This is a genomic window from Streptomyces sp. NPDC018693, from assembly GCF_044391385.1.
GTDB lineage: Bacteria > Actinomycetota > Actinomycetes > Streptomycetales > Streptomycetaceae > Streptomyces.
The window spans coordinates 474983-493521 of the sequence record NZ_JBIRZZ010000003.1; the positions used below are offsets into that span (position 1 = coordinate 474983).

The following is an 18539-nucleotide window of genomic DNA, read 5'->3' on the forward strand; positions in this document are numbered from 1 at the left end:
CTGGTTCCGTTCGGTCTTCTTCTTTCTTCTTCACGGGGAGTTGGTTTGTGATGGCGGGTGCGGGTTCGGACCGTCGGTCGTATGACTCGGGTGCGTCGGCGGATGCGCAGGGCAACATCCAGGCGGTTGTGGCGCGTCTGGAGCAGGTGATCACGGCGCGTGACAGTCAGGTGAAGGCTGCGATGGCGGACTTCCAGGCTGATGGTGTGGCGGATGAGTACCACGGTAAGGAGCAGCGGTGGAACCGCGCTTCTACTGAGGTGAAGAACATCGTGGCGCTGCTGAAGTCGACGCTGGAGCAGAACGACGGTACGGCGCAGTCGACGCTGTCGAGGGCGAAGGCCGCGGTCGACAACATCGGCTGACGGCCGGTTCGTTGGCGTGTAGGCAAGTTCGAGAACGGGGTTGAAACGTGCCTGGGTGGGATCTGCAACCGCAGGGCATTTCCGGTGTGCTGACGACGACGGGGGAGACGGCGTCGAACCTGGAGACGTATGCGAAGGACTTCGGGGACCATCTGACGTCCGCGGCGACCAGCGCGGGCACGATCTCCGCCGATGCGACGACGGGTGCGAACGGTGAGCAGGCGGCCGGCGGCCTGGTGGCGTTGGCCCTGTCGCAGTTCGCGGAGCGGGCGGCGAAGGATCTGCAGTTCGTCGCGGCGCGGGCCGGTAAGTCGATGCAGGGTGTCGTCGATGCGACGACGGCCTATCTGAAGGGTGACGAGGAGATGGCGGCGCTGGCTCAGCGCAACACGCTTGCCGCGCCGAAGCTCGACATGCCGGGAGCGGGCCAGGCGTGATTCAGCCAGACCAGATTCCCCAGTTCACCGGTGACCTGGCCCAACTGGAGCTGGACCACGCGGCGTTGAAGAAGGATGCGGGCAACGTCCGTACCACCGGCAAGGACGTCCATTCCCAGTTCCAGGGCCTGTCGGCGTTCTACCAGGCACCGGAGGCGGAGAAGCTCTTCGCCACCACCAAGCCGGTGCAGGAGAAGGCCGACGCCTTCGCCGGCGACCTGGAGACGGTGTCGTCGGCGCTGTCCTCGTACGCCACCGAGATCCGCCCGCTGGTGGCGAAGCTGAAGGAGCTGAAGACCAAGGCGCACACGTTCGTCGACTCCGTCAAGGACGACGACGAGTGGGAGTACGACGGCGACAAGGTCGACGAGCACAACCAGATCCGCGACGACATCACCAACACCGTCGCCGCGTTCTGGGCGGCGGAGCGGACCTGCCACAACAAGATCACGGCGATCTGGGGCGGGACCCAGATGGTCGCCGGGGACGGTTCGGAGCGCACGGACCAGTACGGGTTCTCGGCCGAGGACATGCAGAACGCGAAACTCCCCTGGGGTGACCCGGTGGAGGAGAAGCACCACTGGTACGAGGTCGGCCACTGGGTGAAGTCCTTCGTGTGGGACGGCCTGATCGTGGATGGCATCTGGGGCACGATCAAGGGTCTCGGCACGCTGGTGGGCTTCGGTGGCTGGGAGGCGATGGGCCAGGCGTGGAAGGGCCTCGCCCAGCTCGCGACCGGTCTGGCGATCACCGCGATCCCGGGTGTGGGTACGGCGTTCTGGCTGCTCCCCGACGACAAGCTCCCCTCCTGGATCCGCGACTCCCGTACGGCGATGAAGGAGACCGGCAAGGCGCTGGTGGCGTGGGACGAGTGGGGCAAGAACCCCGGCCGGGCTGCCGGTGCGGTGACCTTCAACGTCCTGACCACCGTCTTCACGGGTGGTGCGGGTGCGGGTGTGGCCGGTGCGGGCAAGGCGGGCGCGGTCGCGCGTGTCCTGGGTACGGCCGGCAAGGTCATCGACCCGATGACGTACATCGCGAAGGGCGCGGGCGCGGGTCTGTCGAAGATCGGGGACATCTCGGCGGCGCTGAAGGGCGTCGGCAACATCGACATCCCGACCCTGCCCAACGGCACCGTCCAGCTGCCCGACGGCAACCTGATGGACCCGAACGGTAACCTGCTCACGCCCAACGGCACCACCATCGACAGCACGCCGACGATGCCCCACAACACGGCTCCGGCGTCGTACCCGACGAACCCTGCCGGCCTCCCGTCCCACTGGACGATCCAGACCCCGGACACGCCGGCCTTCCCGGGTGCCGCCCACATGGCCGACAACACGATCCCCACCGGCACCCACACGACCCCCGACGGCGTCCCCGCCGCCACGCACACGGCCCCCGACGGCTTCCCCGCCGCCGCCCACACGGCCGACAACACCGTCCCGACCGCCACGCACACCGCACCCGACGGCGTCCACGGCGGCACCCCGCACCCCACGGGCAGCGCAGCCGTCCCCTCCGGTACGGCCCCGTCACCCTGGTACCACGACACCCCGACAACCGCCGCCACCCACGACGTCCCGACGACGACCCCGCACGGCACGGGCGGCCCCGACGTCCCGACCAATTACACGGACGACGCGGCACACGGCACCGGCCACACCGACGATGCGGCACACGCCGGTGACCACACGGACGTGGGCGACTCCACCGGCCTCGGAGACACGGCCGTTGACGTCGGTCTCCACCACGGCGCCGACGTCCCGGTCAGCGGCCACGCGGACGACATGCCTGGGCGCCCCGGTTCGGGGGAGCCGTTCGCATACGAGCCGCGCGTATCGGCGGACGAGTTCGACAACTTGTCCGGCGAGCAGAAGCACGCGGTCGCCAGGGCCGAGCTGGAGCGGGGCACGAATCCCTACCCCAGTACCAGCGACGCGGCGGGCAAGGCGTATGGCGACGCCTATTGGAACGGCTTCCTGGACAACCTCGATCCCAAGGCCAAGGGCGCGCTCCAGAAGTACAGCGACTTCTACTACCAGACCATCAACGGTCAGCTGCGCGACACTCACGTGCCGCTGAAGCCTGAGGTCCAGGATCTCGTCGACGACATGGATCGCGTCATGGGCGCCCGCCCTGTGCCCGAGGACATCATGGTCGTCCGGGGCACCGGCTTCGACCACATCCTCGACGAGCCCGACATTGACTCGTTGCTCGACATGGAGGGCAGGACCTTCACGGACGAGGGGTTCACCTCCACGTCGCTCGGCAAGAACGCCGCTTTCGACTACAAGCCGATGATCATGCACCTACGGGTGCCGCAGGGGACACCCGCACTCTGGATCGACCACATCTCCGTGAACAAGGGGGAGCGGGAGCTGCTGCTCGCTCGTGGTACGGAGTACAAGGTGACGCGCGTCTTCCAGGAAGGCGGCAAGTGGCACGTCTACGGGGAGGTCGTACCGAAGCCGTAGCAGACGGTGCTCGGTGGCCGCGGGACAGGCCCCTCGTCGTGGATCAGGCAGGCATACAGAAACATGGACTTCATGAGTAGTGAACAACCACGACCCTCGCGCTTCGAGGACGACTTCCAGTTCAAGCAGGTGGCAGGCCCGGCGACGTACAGCCGTCGCACCGATGGGCCCGTCGCCTACCTGAGCGTCGCCGATCGTGCCGGTGCTGTCATCGGCTACGTGTGGGCGAACGACCAGGACGGCGCGGCCGGCTGGGTTGTGCCGCCGGGGTTGTCCGACGATGCCGTCAACGCCGGTGCACGGTGGCTACGGGCCCTGCGCGCCGGCAAGGCCCGGGACCTCGCTCCGACGGCTCTGCTCGCCGAGCTGGCGGCCGGCTCGAACGACAACGACACGAGCCATGTCGTCCGTGGTTCCCTCACCGAGGCCCCGAACCTCGCCACGCTGAAGGAACGGGCTGCTGAAGGCTGAATCGCTGCCCGACCCCCGCCACCCCGTCTGGTACTTCCCCGTCAGCACCCCCGACGGCGAGGTCGTCGGATACGTATGGGGCGACCACGCCAAGGGCGAGGTCGGCTGGACGTTGCGGGCCGAGGGCGGGAGTCAGGCGTGGAGGGTGTCGCAGGCATGGTCCGGGCAGCTCTACGAGGCCAGGCGGCGTCGGATCGCCCCGATCGTCGTGCTCGCCGAACTCGCTCGCGCCCCCGGCGCCGGACCGGTCGTCGGTGCGGCGTCCCTGGACGTCGTGGAGGAACTCGCCGACACCGTCACCGAGGCCGACGACCAGCGGCTGCTCGACCAGCTCGCCGTTGAGGACGAGGCCGCCTGGCGGGAACTCGCCGACGCGTTCGACGCCCTCACCGACGAGGACCGTAAGACCGAGTGGGTGGGAGGCGGTACGCGGCCGGATGGCGTGCACCTCATCCCGGGGCCCCGCTATAGCGAGCCGCTGCAGCGGGCGTTGGCCGCGTTGCGAGCCGTGAGAGCCGTCACGCAGGAGTACCGGTGGGGTGGGAAGCCGTTCCCCCGGGTTCCGCCGGACGGTCGGCTCACCCCCGCCGACGCCGTGCGCGCTGCCACCGCGGTTGTCTACGCCGAGCGGATCAGCGAGGGCACCATCGGCGAAGCCGCCCGGGACGGCCTGCTGGACGCCGCCGTCGGATCCCTCCGCGCCTGGTACGGCAGCCGGTGAGGACGTGTGCAGGTTCCGTGGAGGTTCTCCCGCCTCTCACGCCACCAGCACTGTGAGAGCGGTGCGCCCCAGCCCCCCGGGTGTACTCCCCACCCCCCCGTGCCTTATGTTGCACAGGCAAAGTGAGGGGGAGTTTGCGCCGTGGGTATGAGTCTCGCTGAGGTCGAGGCCGTCGCGTGTGCCGCGCATGCCGGGCAGACGGACAAGGCCGGGCGGCCGTACGCCGAGCATCTGCGGGCCGTGGCCGAGGGGGTGCGAGCGCGGGGCGGGAGTGACGAGCTGGTCGCCGCCGCCTGGCTGCACGACGCCCTGGAGGACGACGCGCTCAGCGAGGAGTGGCTCGACGCGGCCGATCTCACGCAGCGCACCAAGGACGTCGTACGGGCCATGAGCAAGCGGCCCGGCGAGCCGCCGGAGGCGTACGCGCGGCGGATCCTGGACACGCCGGGCGCCCGGCTGGTCAAGGCGGCCGACCTCGCGCACAACGCCGACCCGGACCGGCTCGCCGTACTCGACGAGGCGACCGCGCGGCGGCTGACGGAGAAGTACGCGGCGATGCGGCGGTACCTCGGGCTCGGTCCCGACGACTGAACACCCCAAGCAACTGACGACTGACGGCATCCAGCACAGGACGACGACGACTTAATGGCACGGGACTACGACAGCCAGCTGCTCGAGTCGGTGGCAGTGCGGCGGCGCCGGATGCGTGACGCGCTGCTCTTCGGCGCCCAGCGCGGCCGGCGGACGATGGACGAGCGGCTCGGCAAGATCTTCGCGGGGATCGCGATCGCCGCCGTGCTGTGCGCGGGATGCATCGGCTGGTCCTTCCTCCAGGCCACCCTCGCCAAGCAGAAGGCCGAGAAGGAGAAGCAACAGCAGCGGCAGGAGCAGTTGTACAACCCCGCGAGCCCCGGTCCCTCCCCCAGCACGAGCCCGAGCACGGGTGGGGAGGAGCAGTGAAGGGCATGAAGGGCGTGGAGATGGGTGACGTGGTCAACTCAGCACGCGCAGATGGCCGAAACGACGCGATGATAGGTTCCGGTGAGTGGTGAGCACTGCAACGACGTCTCGGACCCAGCTCAGCCGTATCACCCTGATCGGTGAGCGGCGACGCGCCGACCTGGTGCTGCCGTCGGACACCCCGATCGGTCAACTGCTGCCCGACATACTGCGGTTGCTCGACGACCGGGTCGCCTCCCGGCCCACCACACGGCAGTTGGTGACCTCCGACGGCTCGGTCCTGCCGAACGACGCCACGCTGTCCTCCGCCGAGGTCGCCGACGGCGCCGTCCTCCAGCTCGTCCGCGCGCACGCCGCACCCCCCGCGCCCGTCGTGCACGACGTCACCGACCAGGTCGCCGACGACCTCGATCTGCACGGCTGGCGCTGGCGTCCGGCCGCCCGCCGGGTCAGCGCGGGCGTCGCCACCGTCGCCTTCGCCGTGGCCGCGGCGGTGCTGGCCCGGCAGGAGTTCGCCCTGGAGTCCGTCGCCACCGCGCTCGCCGTCGCCACCGTGCTCTTCCTCGTCACCGGCGCGGCCGTGGCGAAGATCGGCGACGGCAACCTGGGGCTGGCCACCGCGCTGCTGCTCGCCTCCGGCGGGCTCGGCCTGCTCGCCGCCTGGACCGCCGCCGACGCCTACGACTGGTCGGGCGAGGCCCGCCTCGCCGGTGTCGTCGGTGCGCTGGTCCTCGCCCTGGTGCTGCTCGCCTACTTCTCGCCCCTCGGACGCGGCGGGCTCATCGGCGCGGGAGCCGCGGTCGCCGTCGCCGCCGTCTGGGAGGCCGTGGCCGCCGTACAGGACCGGCCGGACCGGCTCGGCGCCGTGATGGCGGTGTTCTCCATCGTCGTCCTCGGCCTGCTGCCGCGGTTCGCGCTGATGGCCTCCGGGCTCACCGGCCTCGACGACAAGCGGTCCACGGGCGTGTCCGTCAGCCGGCACCAGGTCTCCAACGCGTTGGCCGCCACCCACCGCGGGCTGGCCCTGGCCACCGTGGTCGTCGCCGCGTCGGCCGCGGCCGGCGGCTGGCTGCTGACCACCGCCGACAAGCCGACCTGGTGGTCGGTGACCCTCGCCTCGCTGACCGCCGTGGTGCTGCTGTCGCGGGCCCGGGCCTTCCCGCTGGTCGCCGAGGTCGTGGCGCTGTTCGGAGCGGCGGGCGTGCTCGTCGTCAGGCTCGCGATGCTGTGGCTGGACCACGCCGGGGGCGCCGGGGCCCTGGCCCTGCTGGGCGCCGCCGCGCTGCTGCCGCTGCTCGTCCTCGCGATCGAGCCGCCCGAGCATGTGCGGGTCCGGCTGCGGCGGCTGGCCGATCTCGTCGAGTCCCTCGGCGTGATCGGGCTGTTCCCGCTGGCCGTCGGGGTGTTCGGCATCTACGGGCAACTGCTCGACAAGTTCTGAGGTCTTGAGGCGATACGTCGGCGCTGCGGGCGGGACGACGAGGCAAAGGGAGAAGGGCGACATGCCGAGCGGCGACAACAACTGGCAGAACGACGTACTGCGCGACCTGAGAAACGGCGGCGGCACACCCCAGCAGCCTGCCCGCCCACAGCCCCAGCAGCAACAGCAGCAGGCCCAGCCACAGCAGCCTCAGCAGCCGGCCCAGCCGCAACCTCAGCAGCAGCCGCCCGCCGGCTACGGCTATCCCCAACAGCAGCAGCCCGCCCCCGGGTACGGCTATCCGCAACAGCAGCAGCCCACCCCACCACCGGCCTACGGCTACCCGCAGCAGCAGCACGCCGACCCGGCGGCCCAGCAGCAGTACCAGCAGGCGTACGCCGACCCTGCCGCCCAGCAGCAGTACCAGCAGCCGGTCCAGCAGCAGCCGCAGCAGCCCCAAGCCCCCCAGCCCACCCCCCACCGAGCCAACCGCTCCACCCCCGACACCCGCCCCGTCCTCGACAAGCGCCTCGCCGCCACCGGCCTCAAGCCCCGCCACGGCGAGCCCTTCACCGCCCGTGCCCTGCGCGCCGTACGGCGGACCGTGTCGTCCTCGGCGGCCCGCGAGGTCGCCGAGACAACCGCCACCGCGGAGATCCTCCAGCGCGCGGTCACCACCGGCCGCCAGATCGCCGTGACCTCCATCCGCGGCGGCTCCGGCAAGACGACGACCGCCGCGCTGCTCGGCACGACGTACGCCCACTACCGCCAGGACCCGGTGCTGATCATCGAGGCGGACCCGGCGCTCGGCTCGCTGCCGCTGAGGCTCGGCGCGGAGCAGCTGCGCTGGACGACCGGCGACCTCGCCGCCATCGCCGAACCGCAGATGTCGCTGCTCGACGTCACCGGCTACCTGGTCCAACTCCCGGAGAACGCCTGGCTGTTGCCGGGCAGCCAGGGCCAGGTCGGCGCGATGCTCGACACCAGGGGCTACGAGCGGGTCATGGTGAACCTGCGCCGCTACTTCGGCGTCACCGTCGTCGACTGCGAGACCCTGCCCGCCGAGGTCGCCCGTACCGCGCTGGTCGCCGCGCAGGCCCGGGTGCTGACCGTGCCGGCCACGCTGGAGGGTGTCGCCAGCACGCACGCCGTGCTGGACTGGATGCGCGGCCTGCCCCGGGACATCATCGCCACGACCGTGGTCGTCCTCACCGAGACGGTGCCGCACCCGGGGCTCGACCTCGGCAAGGCCACCGAGCAGTTGAAGGCGACGGGGGTGACCGTGCGGGTCCTGCCGTACGACCGGCATCTCGCGGCCGGTGGCGCCATCCGCACCGACCTGCTCGCCCGTGCGACCCGGCAGTCGGCCACCCTGCTGGCCGCCGAGGTCTTCGAACTCTCCCAGAAGCGCCGCTGAACCCGCCCTGAAGGGACCGACAGAGGCAAGGACGCAGAGGCAAAGACGATGAGCACCCGACTGATCCATCGCCCGGCACGGACCACCCGGCCGCCCGCCCCGACCGAGGCGCGCACCATCGAGGCCCCGCCCAACCTGCCCGAGGGCAAGGCGGGTTCCATCGCGACCTCGCTGCTGCCCGTCGCCGGTGTGATGTCGTCCGTCGTGATGATGACCGTCGTGCGCAACAGCCAGTTCGCGGCGCTGGGCGCGATCATCCTCGTCGTCACCATCGTCGGCTCCCTGACGCTCGTCTTCTCGCAGCGCGGCAAGGCCCAGCGCACCCGCCGCACCCAGCGCGAGGCGTATCTGTCCTATCTGGAGGACCTGCGCGAGGAGTTGTCGAAGGAGGAGAAGGAGCGCCGGGAGCGGGCCCAGGTGCTCAACCCGCCGCCGGACGCGCTCTACGACATCGTCCGTGACCCGGCGCGGCTGTGGGAGCGGCGCCGCCTGGACGGCGACTTCCTGCGCGTGCGGGTCGGCACCGGCGAGATGCCCGTACGGGATCTGAAGGTCGGTCAGCAGGGCTCGTCCGTGCTGACACCGCCGGACCAGTTCATGCTGAACGAGGCGTCCGCGCTGTCCGCCCGCTTCCGCACCGGCACCGAACTCCCGCTCACCGTCCCGCTCGACCGCGTCGGCAACATCACCGTCATCGGGCGGCGGGAGGACACCCTGCGGGTCGCCCGGGCGCTGATCGTGCAGGCCGCCGCGATGCACGCCCCGGACGACGTGCCGATGGCGCTGGCCGCCGCCGGTGACCGGATCGCCGACTGGGAGTGGGCCAAGTGGCTGCCGCACCTGCTCGACGCCGAGCAGTTCGACGGGCCGGTCGCCGCCCGCCGTATCGCGCCGTCCGTGCCGCAGCTCGCCCGGCAGATCGGGCCCGAGCTGCGCCGCCGCGCCTCCTACGCCGCCGAGGTGCGGCGCGGACTGTCCGGCAGGGACGCCCTGTCGATGTCGTCGCGGCTGCTGGTGGTCGCCGACGCGCACGGCGACGACGCCTTCGACCTGCCCCGCCCGGACGACGCGGTCGGCCTGCGTGAGATGGGCGTGACCGTGCTGCACCTGCTGGACGAGCGGGTGCAGGAGCCGGGCCATGTCGGGGTGCGGATCACCGTCGACGGCGAGAACGTCGTCATCGAGGACCTCCGCGAGGCCGAGCCGATCAGCGCCCACGGCACGGTCGACGAGGTCGGCGTGCCCTTCGCCGAGGGCCTGGCGCGGATGCTCGCCCCGCTGCGGCTGTCCGCCGACTCGATGGCCTCCGACGCCCCGCTCAGCGGCCCGGTCGACTTCGCCGAACTCCTCGGCATCGACGACGTCGCCGACCTGGACCTGTCCCGGCTGTGGGCGCCGCGCGGCGAACGCGCCTTCCTGCGCGTGCCGATCGGCATCAGCGACTCCCACGAGCCGGTGCTGCTCGACCTGAAGGAGTCCTCCGAGCTGGGCATGGGCCCGCACGGCCTGTGCGTCGGCGCCACCGGCTCCGGCAAGTCCGAGCTGCTGCGCACCCTCGTCCTCGCCCTGGTCGCCACCCACCCGCCGGAGGACCTCGCCCTGGTCCTCGTCGACTACAAGGGCGGCGCCACCTTCGCCCCCTTCGCGGACCTCCCGCACGTCGCCGGCGTCATCACCAACCTGGAGAACCAGGCCGGTCTCGTCGAGCGCGTCCACGCCTCGCTGGCCGGCGAGGTCAAGCGCCGCCAGCAGGTCCTGAAGAACGCGGGCAACGTCGCCGACATCGGCCACTACGCCGCCCTGCGCGCCGAGAAGCGCCCCGACCTCGACCCGCTGCCGCACCTCTTCGTCGTCATCGACGAGTTCGGTGAACTCCTTACCGCCAAGCCGGACTTCATCGACCTGTTCCTGTCCATCGGCCGCATCGGCCGTTCCATCGGCGTGCACCTGCTGCTGTCGTCGCAGCGCATCGAGGGCGGCAAGCTCAAGGGCCTCGACACCTACCTGTCGTACCGGCTCGGCCTGCGCACCTTCTCCGCCGACGAGTCCCGTACGGTCCTCGACACCACCGACGCCTTCCACCTGCCGCCGCTGCCCGGCTTCGGCTACCTCAAGGTCGACACCAGCCACTACGAGCGCTTCAAGGCCAGTTACGTCTCCGGCGCCTACAGCGGCCCCGTCCAGCGCGAGACCGAGGACACCGGGCCGCTCGCCCTGGAGTACGAGGCGTACAACACCCTCGGCGAGGACGAGAACGCCGCTCCGGAAGAGCCCAAGATGCGGCGCCGGGAGACCGGGCCGACCGAGATGGGCGTCATGGTCGACCAGATCGAGAACTCCGGCGCCCGCCCGGTCCGCCAGATCTGGCTGCCCCCGCTGCCCGAGGCGATCGCCCTCGACAAGGTCGCCGGACCCCTGGAGGTCGGCCCGCGCGGCATGCAGCTCGCCAAGCGCCGCGGCCCCCTCCAGGCCCCACTGGGTCTGCTCGACGACCCGACCAAGCAGTGGCAGGGCCAGTGGTACCTGGACCTCACGGTCGCCGGCGGCCACGCCGCGATCATCGGCGGTCCGCAGTCCGGCAAGACCACCCTGCTGCGCACCCTCGCCCTCTCCCTGTCGCTCACCCACACCCCGCAGGAAGTCGGCATCTACGGCCTCGACCTGGTCGGTGGCGGCCTCCAGGCGCTCTCCGGCCTGCCGCACGTCGGCGGCGTCGCCGGCCGCGCCGACCGGGAGCGCGCCGCCCGCACCATCGACTCGGTGCGCGGCATGCTGGACCAGCGCGAGGAGCTGTTCCGCATCCACAACATCGACTCCATCGAGCAGCTGCGCACCCTGCGCGCCGCCGGCCGGCTGCCCGAGCTGGCCTCCACGGAGATCGTGCTGCTCATCGACGGCTTCGGCGCCCTGCGCGACGACTTCGAGCAGCTGGACGACGCGGTCGTCGACATCCTCAAGCGCGGCAGCGGCTACGGCATCCACGTCGTCGCCGGCATGCTCCGCTGGAACGACGTGCGCATCGCCACCCAGTCGCAGTTCGGCACCCGCGTCGAGCTGCGCCTGAACGACGCGAGCGAGTCCAGCATCGAGCGCAAGCTCGCCCAGACCCTCTCCGCCGACGACAAGGGCCGCGTCCTCACCGACGGCAAGCTCTTCGCGCAGGTCGCCCTGCCCCGTACCGACGGACTGCCCGACACCGCCGACCTCGGCGCGGTCCTGGAGCGCACCGCCCGCCAGGTCCGCGCCACCTGGACCGGCGAGGTCGCCGCACCCGTACGGGTCCTCCCGCACGTGCTGGAGCCCCACCTGTTGCCCACCCCGGCCGCCGAACCGCGCCGCGTCCCCGTCGGCCTGGACCAGACGAAGCTCGCCCCGGTCCTCCTCGACCTCTTCCACCACGACCAGCACCTGCTGATCATGGGCGACAGCGAGTGCGGCAAGACCAACCTGCTCAAGGTGGTCGCCCAGGGCCTCATGGAGCGCTACGGCGACGACGAGCTGGTCTTCGGCGTCATGGACCCGCGGCGTGGCCTGCGCGGCGTCATCCCGGAGGAGTACCGGGGCGGCTACGCCTACAACGCCAAGCTGTGCGGCGGCCTCGCCGCCGGTATCGCCACCGAGCTGGAGAAGCGGCTCCCCGACGACGCCGAGGGCGGCGACCTGGAGCCGGGCAGCTTCGCGGGCCCGCGCATCGTGATCCTCGTCGACGACTACGACGTCCTCACCACCGCGGGCCAGCAGCCCCTTGCACCCTTCGTGCCGTACATCCCCTCGGCGCAGGACATCGGCCTGCACTTCGTCCTCACCCGCCGTGTCGCGGGCGCCTCCCGGGGCCTGTACGAGCCGCTGATGATGGGCCTGCGCGAATCCGGCGCGACCGCCCTCGTCATGGCCGGCGACCGCAGCGAGGGCCAGCTCTACACCGGTGTCTACGCCTCCCAGCAGCCGCCCGGCCGAGGCGTGCTGGTCCGCAGGGGCGAGCCGACCCGGCTGATCCAGACCGTCTACGCGGAGCCGAGGTGAACCCGTGACGAAGGACGTCATCGCCCTCACGAAGAAGATGCCCGACCCGCTGAGCGTGCTCGCGGGCCTGCTCTCCGGGGGCCCCGACAAGCTGGTCGGCGCCGAGGGCAACGGCGCGCTGGTCCGCCTGCACGACGAGCAGGGCCGCCCCCTGGTCTCCGTCGAGGCACCCCTACTGGTCCAGGTCCGGGGCGAGGCGCAGCGGCTGCTCGGCGCCGACGAACCGGAGGTCCCCTACTGGTGGACCGAGGCCCGCGCCACCACCGGCGTGCAGGAGGCCGAGGCGCTGGCCGGTACCTTCGCTGCCCGTATCGCCACCATCGTCGGCGGCACCGCCTGGCCCCCGGAGGCGGCCCGCTCCCTGGCCGTCGTCAAGACCGACGGGGTGAGCGCGGCGCCGGTCCCGGCCGCCGCCCAGCCCGCCGTGGACGTCCTCACCGACAAGGTCGCGGTGGTCATCCAGGACCGCCCGGTGGTGGCGATGACGGCGTGGCTCGCGGACACCTTCCGCGCCGCCGCCGACGCCGAACTGGGCCTGCAGATCGTCACCCCGGCCGGCACCCGCCTCTCCCCGGCGGTACGCCACAACCTGCCCGGCTGGCCCTCCCGCTGGGTGGTCCAGGACGAGAGGTGCGGCTACTACGACGGCCTGTCCGGCGCCGTCCTGGAGTGGAACAACGGCCTCTTCGTGACCGTCCGGTCCCCGGAGGCGACGGCCAGGGACCCGCGCACACCCATGGCCGAGACGTTCAGGGAGAACACCGCCGACACCGGCGAACGCCAGCTGGCGATCTCCTTCCGCTGTGTCCACCCCGCCGACGACCGCCTCGTCCTCGGCGGCGCCCTGGAGGCGGTGTGGCGTGAGATCACCGGCGAGCCCCCGTCCGGCTGGGGCACCGAGGAGCCCGCCAACCTCCCCTGGTCGCTGCGCCAGCTCACCGACGTGGCCTTCGAACGCGCCCCGGAACCCACCTGGTTCGTGGTCGTCGGCACCCCCGAGCGCCCCGGCCTGGCAACGGTCCGCGTCACCCGTACGAAGGCCGGCGTCGAGGAGGACATCACCCTCTCCTTCGGCTACGGCCCCGCCGAGGAGCCCCCCACGGAAGCCGTCCGGCGCGCCGCCGAGGCCCTCGCCACCCGCCACGACCTGCAGTCCATGCTGGTCCAGATCCGCCGGGCCCGCCGCGACCTCTCCGTCCCCCCGCACTTCGAGGGCCCCGGTGTGCCCTACGCCTTCGTCCTGGGCGCGGAAGAGGTCCGCACCATGCCCGGCGACCGGGCGAGGCGCACACCCCTCTCCGAGCCGCCGCTGGAGCTGGGCCCGAAGACCCGCCCGTCCCTGTACTACCCACTGCCGGGCGACCCGTCCGACCTGTCGGCCTGGAAGGACTTCGAGCAGCTGATGAGACACCTCAAGGGCGACTGACCCAGGGGCGCGGGGACCTGCGCGAGCGACCACCGACAAGCGAAAGCCGCCAGTCCCCGCGCCTTCAGACCGCGACCTTCTCCCGCTCCCGAGCCCGCGCCACCTGTACGGCGTCCTCCCGGAACGCCCACCCCATCCGAGGCTCGACGACCCCCCGCAACACCCGCCGCACGGGCGACGTGCACATCAGCGTGACGGCGAGCCCCACCAGCACACTGACCAGCACGGCGCCGGCAGGGCTGTGGAGCACCCCATGGTCGTACCACCGGAGGTAATCCGCGCCCTTCACCAGGAAGCCGTGCAGCAGGTAGCCGTACATCGTCCCGGCGCCCAGCGGCGTGAACCACATCAGCCGTCCCGGCACCCAGGCGAGGAAGCACGCGGTGAGCACCACCGCAGCCCCGAACAACGCGAGCTGCACCAGTGGCCCGACCCACCACGCCATGTCCAGTTCCTGCGCGGAATCCGCGTGATACAGCCATCCCGCGCCCGTCCGCGGTACCGCCCACCACGCGAACCCCAGCACCCCCGCGAAGACGGGAACCGCCGCGATCCGCACCTCACGCCGCCGCACGAGCCGGAAGTGCTCGGGCTTCAGGCACAGGCCCAGCACGAAGAACGGCAGGAACTGCAGGACCCGTTGCAGATCGAGGTCGTCGCCGATGCCGGGGGAGAAGGAGGCCAGCATGGCGATGCCGAGCGCGACGGGAAGCGGCCACCGCACGAGCCTCCACAGGGGTGCGGTCAGCCGCCAGACGAACAGCGCGCACAGGAACCAGGTCAGGTACCAGGGGTCGAGCAGGGTGACGTCCGCGTGCTCGCCCGCCACGGAGCGCCGGAAGAGCGTGTAGGCGGTCTCGAAGACGACGTACGGCACGGCGACCCCGGTGACGAGCCGCCGCAGCCGTCCGGGGCTGCCGTCGAAGCTCCGGGAGAAGAACCCGGAGACGACGATGAACGCCGGCATGTGGAAGGCGTACACGACCAGGTACGCGGCCTGCAGCGTCCGGCTGTCGCCCTTCAGCGGTTCCCAGGAGTGGGCCACGGCCACCAGCACGATCGCCAGGTACTTGGCATTGTCGAAGAACGCGTCACGCTGGAACATCTGAGGCACCCTAGCGGCGCCCGCGGGTTTACGTAAAACCCTCCAGGTCATTACCTGTTAATCGTTCCGTGATCAACGGAACGGCTGTCCTCGATGTCACGATTCATCCGCGTTAAATCCCGACTAAAAGGGACAAACGATGGGGAGTTGGAGGTGTTGTCGACGGCTCGTGACGGTAATTCGCATTGGCTGTACGCAGATTGTGTGAATATGGCGACGAAATTCTTCAATTCGGCGTGTCAGTACGCCGGTCGAATTGTTGTGCGGGGGTGCGGTGCGGGCGTGGCCGCGAGGGACGATGCGTCACGGGCCGCATGACGGGGCCCGGTTGGTGGCACGATGGTCTCTGGCGGGGGTGCGAGTGGGTCGCGTCCCCGGGCCGGGAGAGCGGACGACCTAGGGTGTGATCTGTTGTGGCCATTTCACTGTCAGTCGTGCTGCTGCTGGGGATCATCCTGATCGTGATGGTGCGCGGCGGCTCGATCAAGGCGGGCCCCGCGATCGTGGCCGCGCTCTTCGGCTTCTTCCTCGCATCGACGGGCATGGCGCCGACCATCAACCGGTTCATGAACTCGCTCGCGGAAACGATCAACTCGATCAGCTTCTGAGATCCGCGCCCGAGGTCCCGCGTCGGAGGAACTGCTGCCGAGGGCCCGCTACCGAGGAACGGCCTTGGCACACGACGAAGCCCCGGCGCCGAACGCCGGGGCCTCGGAGCGGAGCGGGCGACGGGAATCGAACCCGCGTAGCCAGTTTGGAAGACTGGGGCTCTACCATTGAGCTACGCCCGCACACAACGCGCCGCAGGTCAGCCGACCGCGGCACTGCAGGCATCGTAGCGGGTCGGCGCCCCTCGCCGCACACCCGTTTCCCGCCCCGCCGGCACCGCACCACCACGCTCGTGAAATGCGGCGGTCGACGCGCCCGCGGCCATGTACCCTACGTCTCGCACCAGACGGGGTGTGGCGCAGCTTGGTAGCGCGTCCGCTTTGGGAGCGGAAGGCCGTGGGTTCAAATCCCGCCACCCCGACCATCTGCCCGACCAACGGCCAGGGCCTTTGCCCGGCCCCCGGTGTTCACCCGCCCGGCCGCGCCGCGCGGGTACGCGGGCCGGTCTCCCGCTCGGCCATCAGTCGGATCATCGGCCCGGTCACCTGCCGATCTCCGCCCGGCCGCCCGCGCGGTCCCGGCGCGCATCGCCGTGGAGATCGTCTTTTGGGCCGTTCGGCGCCTGCGGTTACTATGCAAGCTGCGCGCCCGTGTGTCCGGCCTACTCGGCCTACGAACTCCTCCGGGCGACGATCCGCCGGACCTGTCTGGCTCCGGCGAAACCCAAGAAGTCAGCCACAAGGAGACCGAACCGTGAAGAGCGCCGTGGAGACCCTGAACCCGACCCGGGTTCGGCTCACTGTCGAGGTGCCCTTCGAGGAGCTCAAGGACAGCCTCGACGCGGCGTACAAGAAGATCAACCAGCAGGTCACGGTGAAGGGCTTCCGCAAGGGCAAGATCCCGGCCCGGGTGATCGACCAGCGGTTCGGCCGTGGCGCCGTGCTGGAGGAGGCCGTCAACGACGCGCTCCCGAAGTTCTACACGGAGGCGGTCAACGAGGCCGAGCTGAGCGTCCTCGGCCAGCCCGAGGTCGACATCACCGAGCTGAAGGACGGCGAGACGCTGAACTTCACCGCCGAGGTCGACGTCCGCCCCGCCCTGGAGCTCCCGGAGGACTTCTCCTCCATCGAGGTCGAGGTCGACGCCGTCGAGGTCACCGACGAGGACATCGAGAAGTCGGTCGAGCAGCTCCGTGAGCGCTTCGCCTCCACCTCCCCGGTCGAGCGCGCCGCCGAGGACGGCGACGTCGTCACCGTGGACCTGGAGGCCAAGGTCGACGGCGAGGTCCTGGAGGACGGCGTCGCCAAGGGCGTCTCCTACACCATCGGCTCCGGCGAGCTGCTGGACGGCATCGACGACGCCGTGAAGGGCCTGGAGGCCGGTGGCGAGGCCACCTTCACCTCCGAGCTCAAGGGCGGCTCGGCGGCAGGCAAGGAGGCTGAGGTCTCCGTCAAGGTCAGCCAGGTCGCCAAGCGTGAGCTGCCCGAGCTGGACGACGAGTTCGCCCAGCTGGCCTCCGAGTTCGACACCCTGGACGAGCTCAAGGCCGACAGCCGCAAGCGCCTGGAGAACATGAAGCAGTTCGACCAGGCCACGCAGGCCCAGGAGCGCGTCCTGGAGAAGCTGCTCGAGCTGGTCGAGGTCCCCGTCCCCGAGAAGCTGCTCGAGGACGAGGTCAACACCCGTAAGCACAACCTCGAGCACCACCAGCTCGGCCAGATGGGCCTGACCCTCGACAAGTACCTGGAGCTCCAGGGCAAGACCGCCGAGGAGTTCGAGACCGAGACCCGCGAGGCCGCGGTCAAGGGCATCAAGACCCAGTTCGTCCTGGACGAGCTCGTCAAGCGCGAGAAGCTCAACGTCAACCAGGAGGAGCTCACCGAGCACCTCATGCGCCGTGCCGCCTCCTCCGGCATGTCGCCCGACCAGTTCGCCCAGGCCGTCGTCGAGGGCGGCCAGGTTCCGCTGCTGGTCGGCGAGGTCGCCCGCGGCAAGGCCCTGGCCCTGGTCGTCGAGTCCGCCACGGTGAAGGACACCAACGGCGAGATCATCGACCTGGACGACGAGGAAGAGGTCGAGGCCGCCACCGAGACGGTCGAGGCCGCCGAGGGCGTCGAGGTCGAGGCCGAGGCCGACAAGCAGGCCGACGCCTGAGTCGTAGCGCAGCGATAGGTCTGCAGACGGGCCCTGGGTACTTGTGACCCAGGGCCCGCTTGCTTACCTGAGGGGCGCGGGGCTGTGTCCATGGCGGCTCCGCCGCGGTGCGCGACCAGCCACGGACTGCCCGCACCCGCCCGTGAACAGAACCCCGAACGGCGCTACGCCCCCGGCGAACACCGAACTCTCCGGGACTCCCCGAAGGGACCCGCGCGTTAGGGTCCATGAAAGGCAGAACAATGCGAGACGGCCCGGCGCCGTCGTAAGACGAGCAGGTGGATACGTGACGAATCTGATGCCCTCCGCCGCCGGCGAGCCTTCCATCGGTGGTGGCCTCGGCGACCAGGTCTACAGCCGACTGCTCAACGAGCGGATCATCTTCCTCGGCCAGCCGGTCGACGACGACATCGCCAACAGGATCACCGCGCAGCTGCTGCTCCTTGCCGCCGACCCGGACAAGGACATCTACCTCTACATCAACAGCCCCGGCGGTTCGATCACGGCGGGCATGGCGATCTACGACACCATGCAGTTCATCAAGAACGACGTGGTGACCATCGCCATGGGCCTCGCCGCCTCGATGGGTCAGTTCCTGCTCAGCGCGGGCACCCCGGGCAAGCGCTTCGCGCTGCCGAACGCCGAGATCCTGATCCACCAGCCCTCCGCCGGCCTCGCCGGCTCGGCCTCCGACATCAAGATCCACGCCGAGCGGCTGCTGCACACCAAGAAGCGCATGGCCGAGCTGACCTCGCAGCACACCGGTCAGTCGGTCGAGCAGATCACCCGCGACTCGGACCGCGACCGCTGGTTCGACGCCTTCGAGGCCAAGGAGTACGGCCTCATCGACGACGTCATCCCCACGGCCGTCGGCATGCCGGGCGGCGGCGGCACCGGGGCGGCGGGCTCCTGAGGCCCGTAGCGGCCCCTCACGGCCCGCTGTGGCCCCTCCGG

The 18539-nt window shown here is 70.7% G+C and carries 15 protein-coding genes and 2 tRNA genes; 15 read left to right on the forward strand and 2 right to left on the reverse strand.

Annotated elements, in window-relative coordinates:
• Positions 1 to 50: 50 nt before the first annotated feature.
• The 11 genes from ACH5AC_RS10535 (at position 51) to ACH5AC_RS10585 (ending at position 13717) form a co-directional block, all read left to right on the forward strand.
• Positions 51 to 365, forward strand: a complete 315-nt coding sequence (locus tag ACH5AC_RS10535) for a pore-forming ESAT-6 family protein (protein WP_398861322.1) — start codon at positions 51 to 53, stop codon at positions 363 to 365.
• Between the two features lie 86 nt (positions 366 to 451).
• Positions 452 to 802 carry a DUF6507 family protein gene (locus ACH5AC_RS10540; RefSeq protein ID WP_398861331.1) on the forward strand — a complete coding sequence of 117 codons (351 nt, stop codon included), beginning with the start codon at positions 452 to 454 and terminating at the stop codon, positions 800 to 802.
• Positions 799 to 3279, forward strand: a complete 2481-nt coding sequence (locus ACH5AC_RS10545) for an ADP-ribosyltransferase (RefSeq protein ID WP_398861332.1) — start codon at positions 799 to 801, stop codon at positions 3277 to 3279. Before ACH5AC_RS10540 ends, ACH5AC_RS10545 begins: the two co-directional genes overlap by 4 nt.
• A gap of 72 nt (positions 3280 to 3351) precedes the next feature.
• Positions 3352 to 3750, forward strand: a complete 399-nt coding sequence (locus tag ACH5AC_RS10550) for a hypothetical protein (RefSeq protein ID WP_398861333.1) — start codon at positions 3352 to 3354, stop codon at positions 3748 to 3750.
• Positions 3751 to 3895: 145 nt separating this feature from the next.
• Positions 3896 to 4471, forward strand: coding sequence for a DUF6508 domain-containing protein (locus ACH5AC_RS10555; RefSeq protein ID WP_398861334.1), 576 nt, complete (start codon positions 3896 to 3898; stop codon positions 4469 to 4471).
• 147 nt (positions 4472 to 4618) lie between these two features.
• Entirely contained in the window at positions 4619 to 5062 is a 444-nt protein-coding gene (locus ACH5AC_RS10560; protein WP_398861335.1) for a phosphohydrolase, read from the forward strand.
• A 54-nt stretch (positions 5063 to 5116) separates the two neighbouring features.
• Positions 5117 to 5431 carry a hypothetical protein gene (locus ACH5AC_RS10565; protein WP_398861336.1) on the forward strand — a complete coding sequence of 105 codons (315 nt, stop codon included), beginning with the start codon at positions 5117 to 5119 and terminating at the stop codon, positions 5429 to 5431.
• A gap of 85 nt (positions 5432 to 5516) precedes the next feature.
• Positions 5517 to 6872: a type VII secretion integral membrane protein EccD gene (gene eccD / locus ACH5AC_RS10570; RefSeq protein ID WP_398861337.1), complete on the forward strand. Its 1356-nt coding sequence runs from the start codon at positions 5517 to 5519 to the stop codon at positions 6870 to 6872.
• A 61-nt stretch (positions 6873 to 6933) separates the two neighbouring features.
• Positions 6934 to 8268 carry a MinD/ParA family protein gene (locus tag ACH5AC_RS10575; protein ID WP_398861338.1) on the forward strand — a complete coding sequence of 445 codons (1335 nt, stop codon included), beginning with the start codon at positions 6934 to 6936 and terminating at the stop codon, positions 8266 to 8268.
• 48 nt (positions 8269 to 8316) lie between these two features.
• Positions 8317 to 12291 (forward strand): type VII secretion protein EccCa, encoded by a 3975-nt coding sequence (gene eccCa, locus ACH5AC_RS10580; protein ID WP_398861339.1) that lies wholly within the window; start codon positions 8317 to 8319, stop codon positions 12289 to 12291.
• A gap of 4 nt (positions 12292 to 12295) precedes the next feature.
• Positions 12296 to 13717 carry a DUF6177 family protein gene (locus tag ACH5AC_RS10585; protein WP_398861340.1) on the forward strand — a complete coding sequence of 474 codons (1422 nt, stop codon included), beginning with the start codon at positions 12296 to 12298 and terminating at the stop codon, positions 13715 to 13717.
• 64 nt (positions 13718 to 13781) lie between these two features.
• Here ACH5AC_RS10585 and ACH5AC_RS10590 read toward each other — a convergent pair whose 3' ends face one another.
• Positions 13782 to 14873, reverse strand: a complete 1092-nt coding sequence (locus ACH5AC_RS10590; protein WP_398861341.1) for an acyltransferase family protein — start codon at positions 14871 to 14873, stop codon at positions 13782 to 13784.
• A 362-nt stretch (positions 14874 to 15235) separates the two neighbouring features.
• On the opposite strand from ACH5AC_RS10590, the gene ACH5AC_RS10595 reads away from it, so the two are divergent.
• Positions 15236 to 15430 (forward strand): hypothetical protein, encoded by a 195-nt coding sequence (locus ACH5AC_RS10595; protein WP_398861342.1) that lies wholly within the window; start codon positions 15236 to 15238, stop codon positions 15428 to 15430.
• Between the two features lie 112 nt (positions 15431 to 15542).
• On the opposite strand, the gene ACH5AC_RS10600 is transcribed toward ACH5AC_RS10595, so the two are convergent.
• A tRNA-Gly gene (locus ACH5AC_RS10600) sits at positions 15543 to 15613 on the reverse strand.
• Positions 15614 to 15778: 165 nt separating this feature from the next.
• Between ACH5AC_RS10600 and ACH5AC_RS10605 the strand changes: the two genes are divergently transcribed.
• The 3 genes from ACH5AC_RS10605 (at position 15779) to ACH5AC_RS10615 (ending at position 18498) form a co-directional block, all read left to right on the forward strand.
• A tRNA-Pro gene (locus tag ACH5AC_RS10605) sits at positions 15779 to 15855 on the forward strand.
• Between the two features lie 329 nt (positions 15856 to 16184).
• Positions 16185 to 17585: a trigger factor gene (gene tig / locus ACH5AC_RS10610; RefSeq protein ID WP_398861343.1), complete on the forward strand. Its 1401-nt coding sequence runs from the start codon at positions 16185 to 16187 to the stop codon at positions 17583 to 17585.
• Positions 17586 to 17883: 298 nt separating this feature from the next.
• Positions 17884 to 18498 (forward strand): ATP-dependent Clp protease proteolytic subunit, encoded by a 615-nt coding sequence (locus tag ACH5AC_RS10615; RefSeq protein WP_398861636.1) that lies wholly within the window; start codon positions 17884 to 17886, stop codon positions 18496 to 18498.
• The last annotated feature ends 41 nt before the right edge of the window (positions 18499 to 18539 follow it).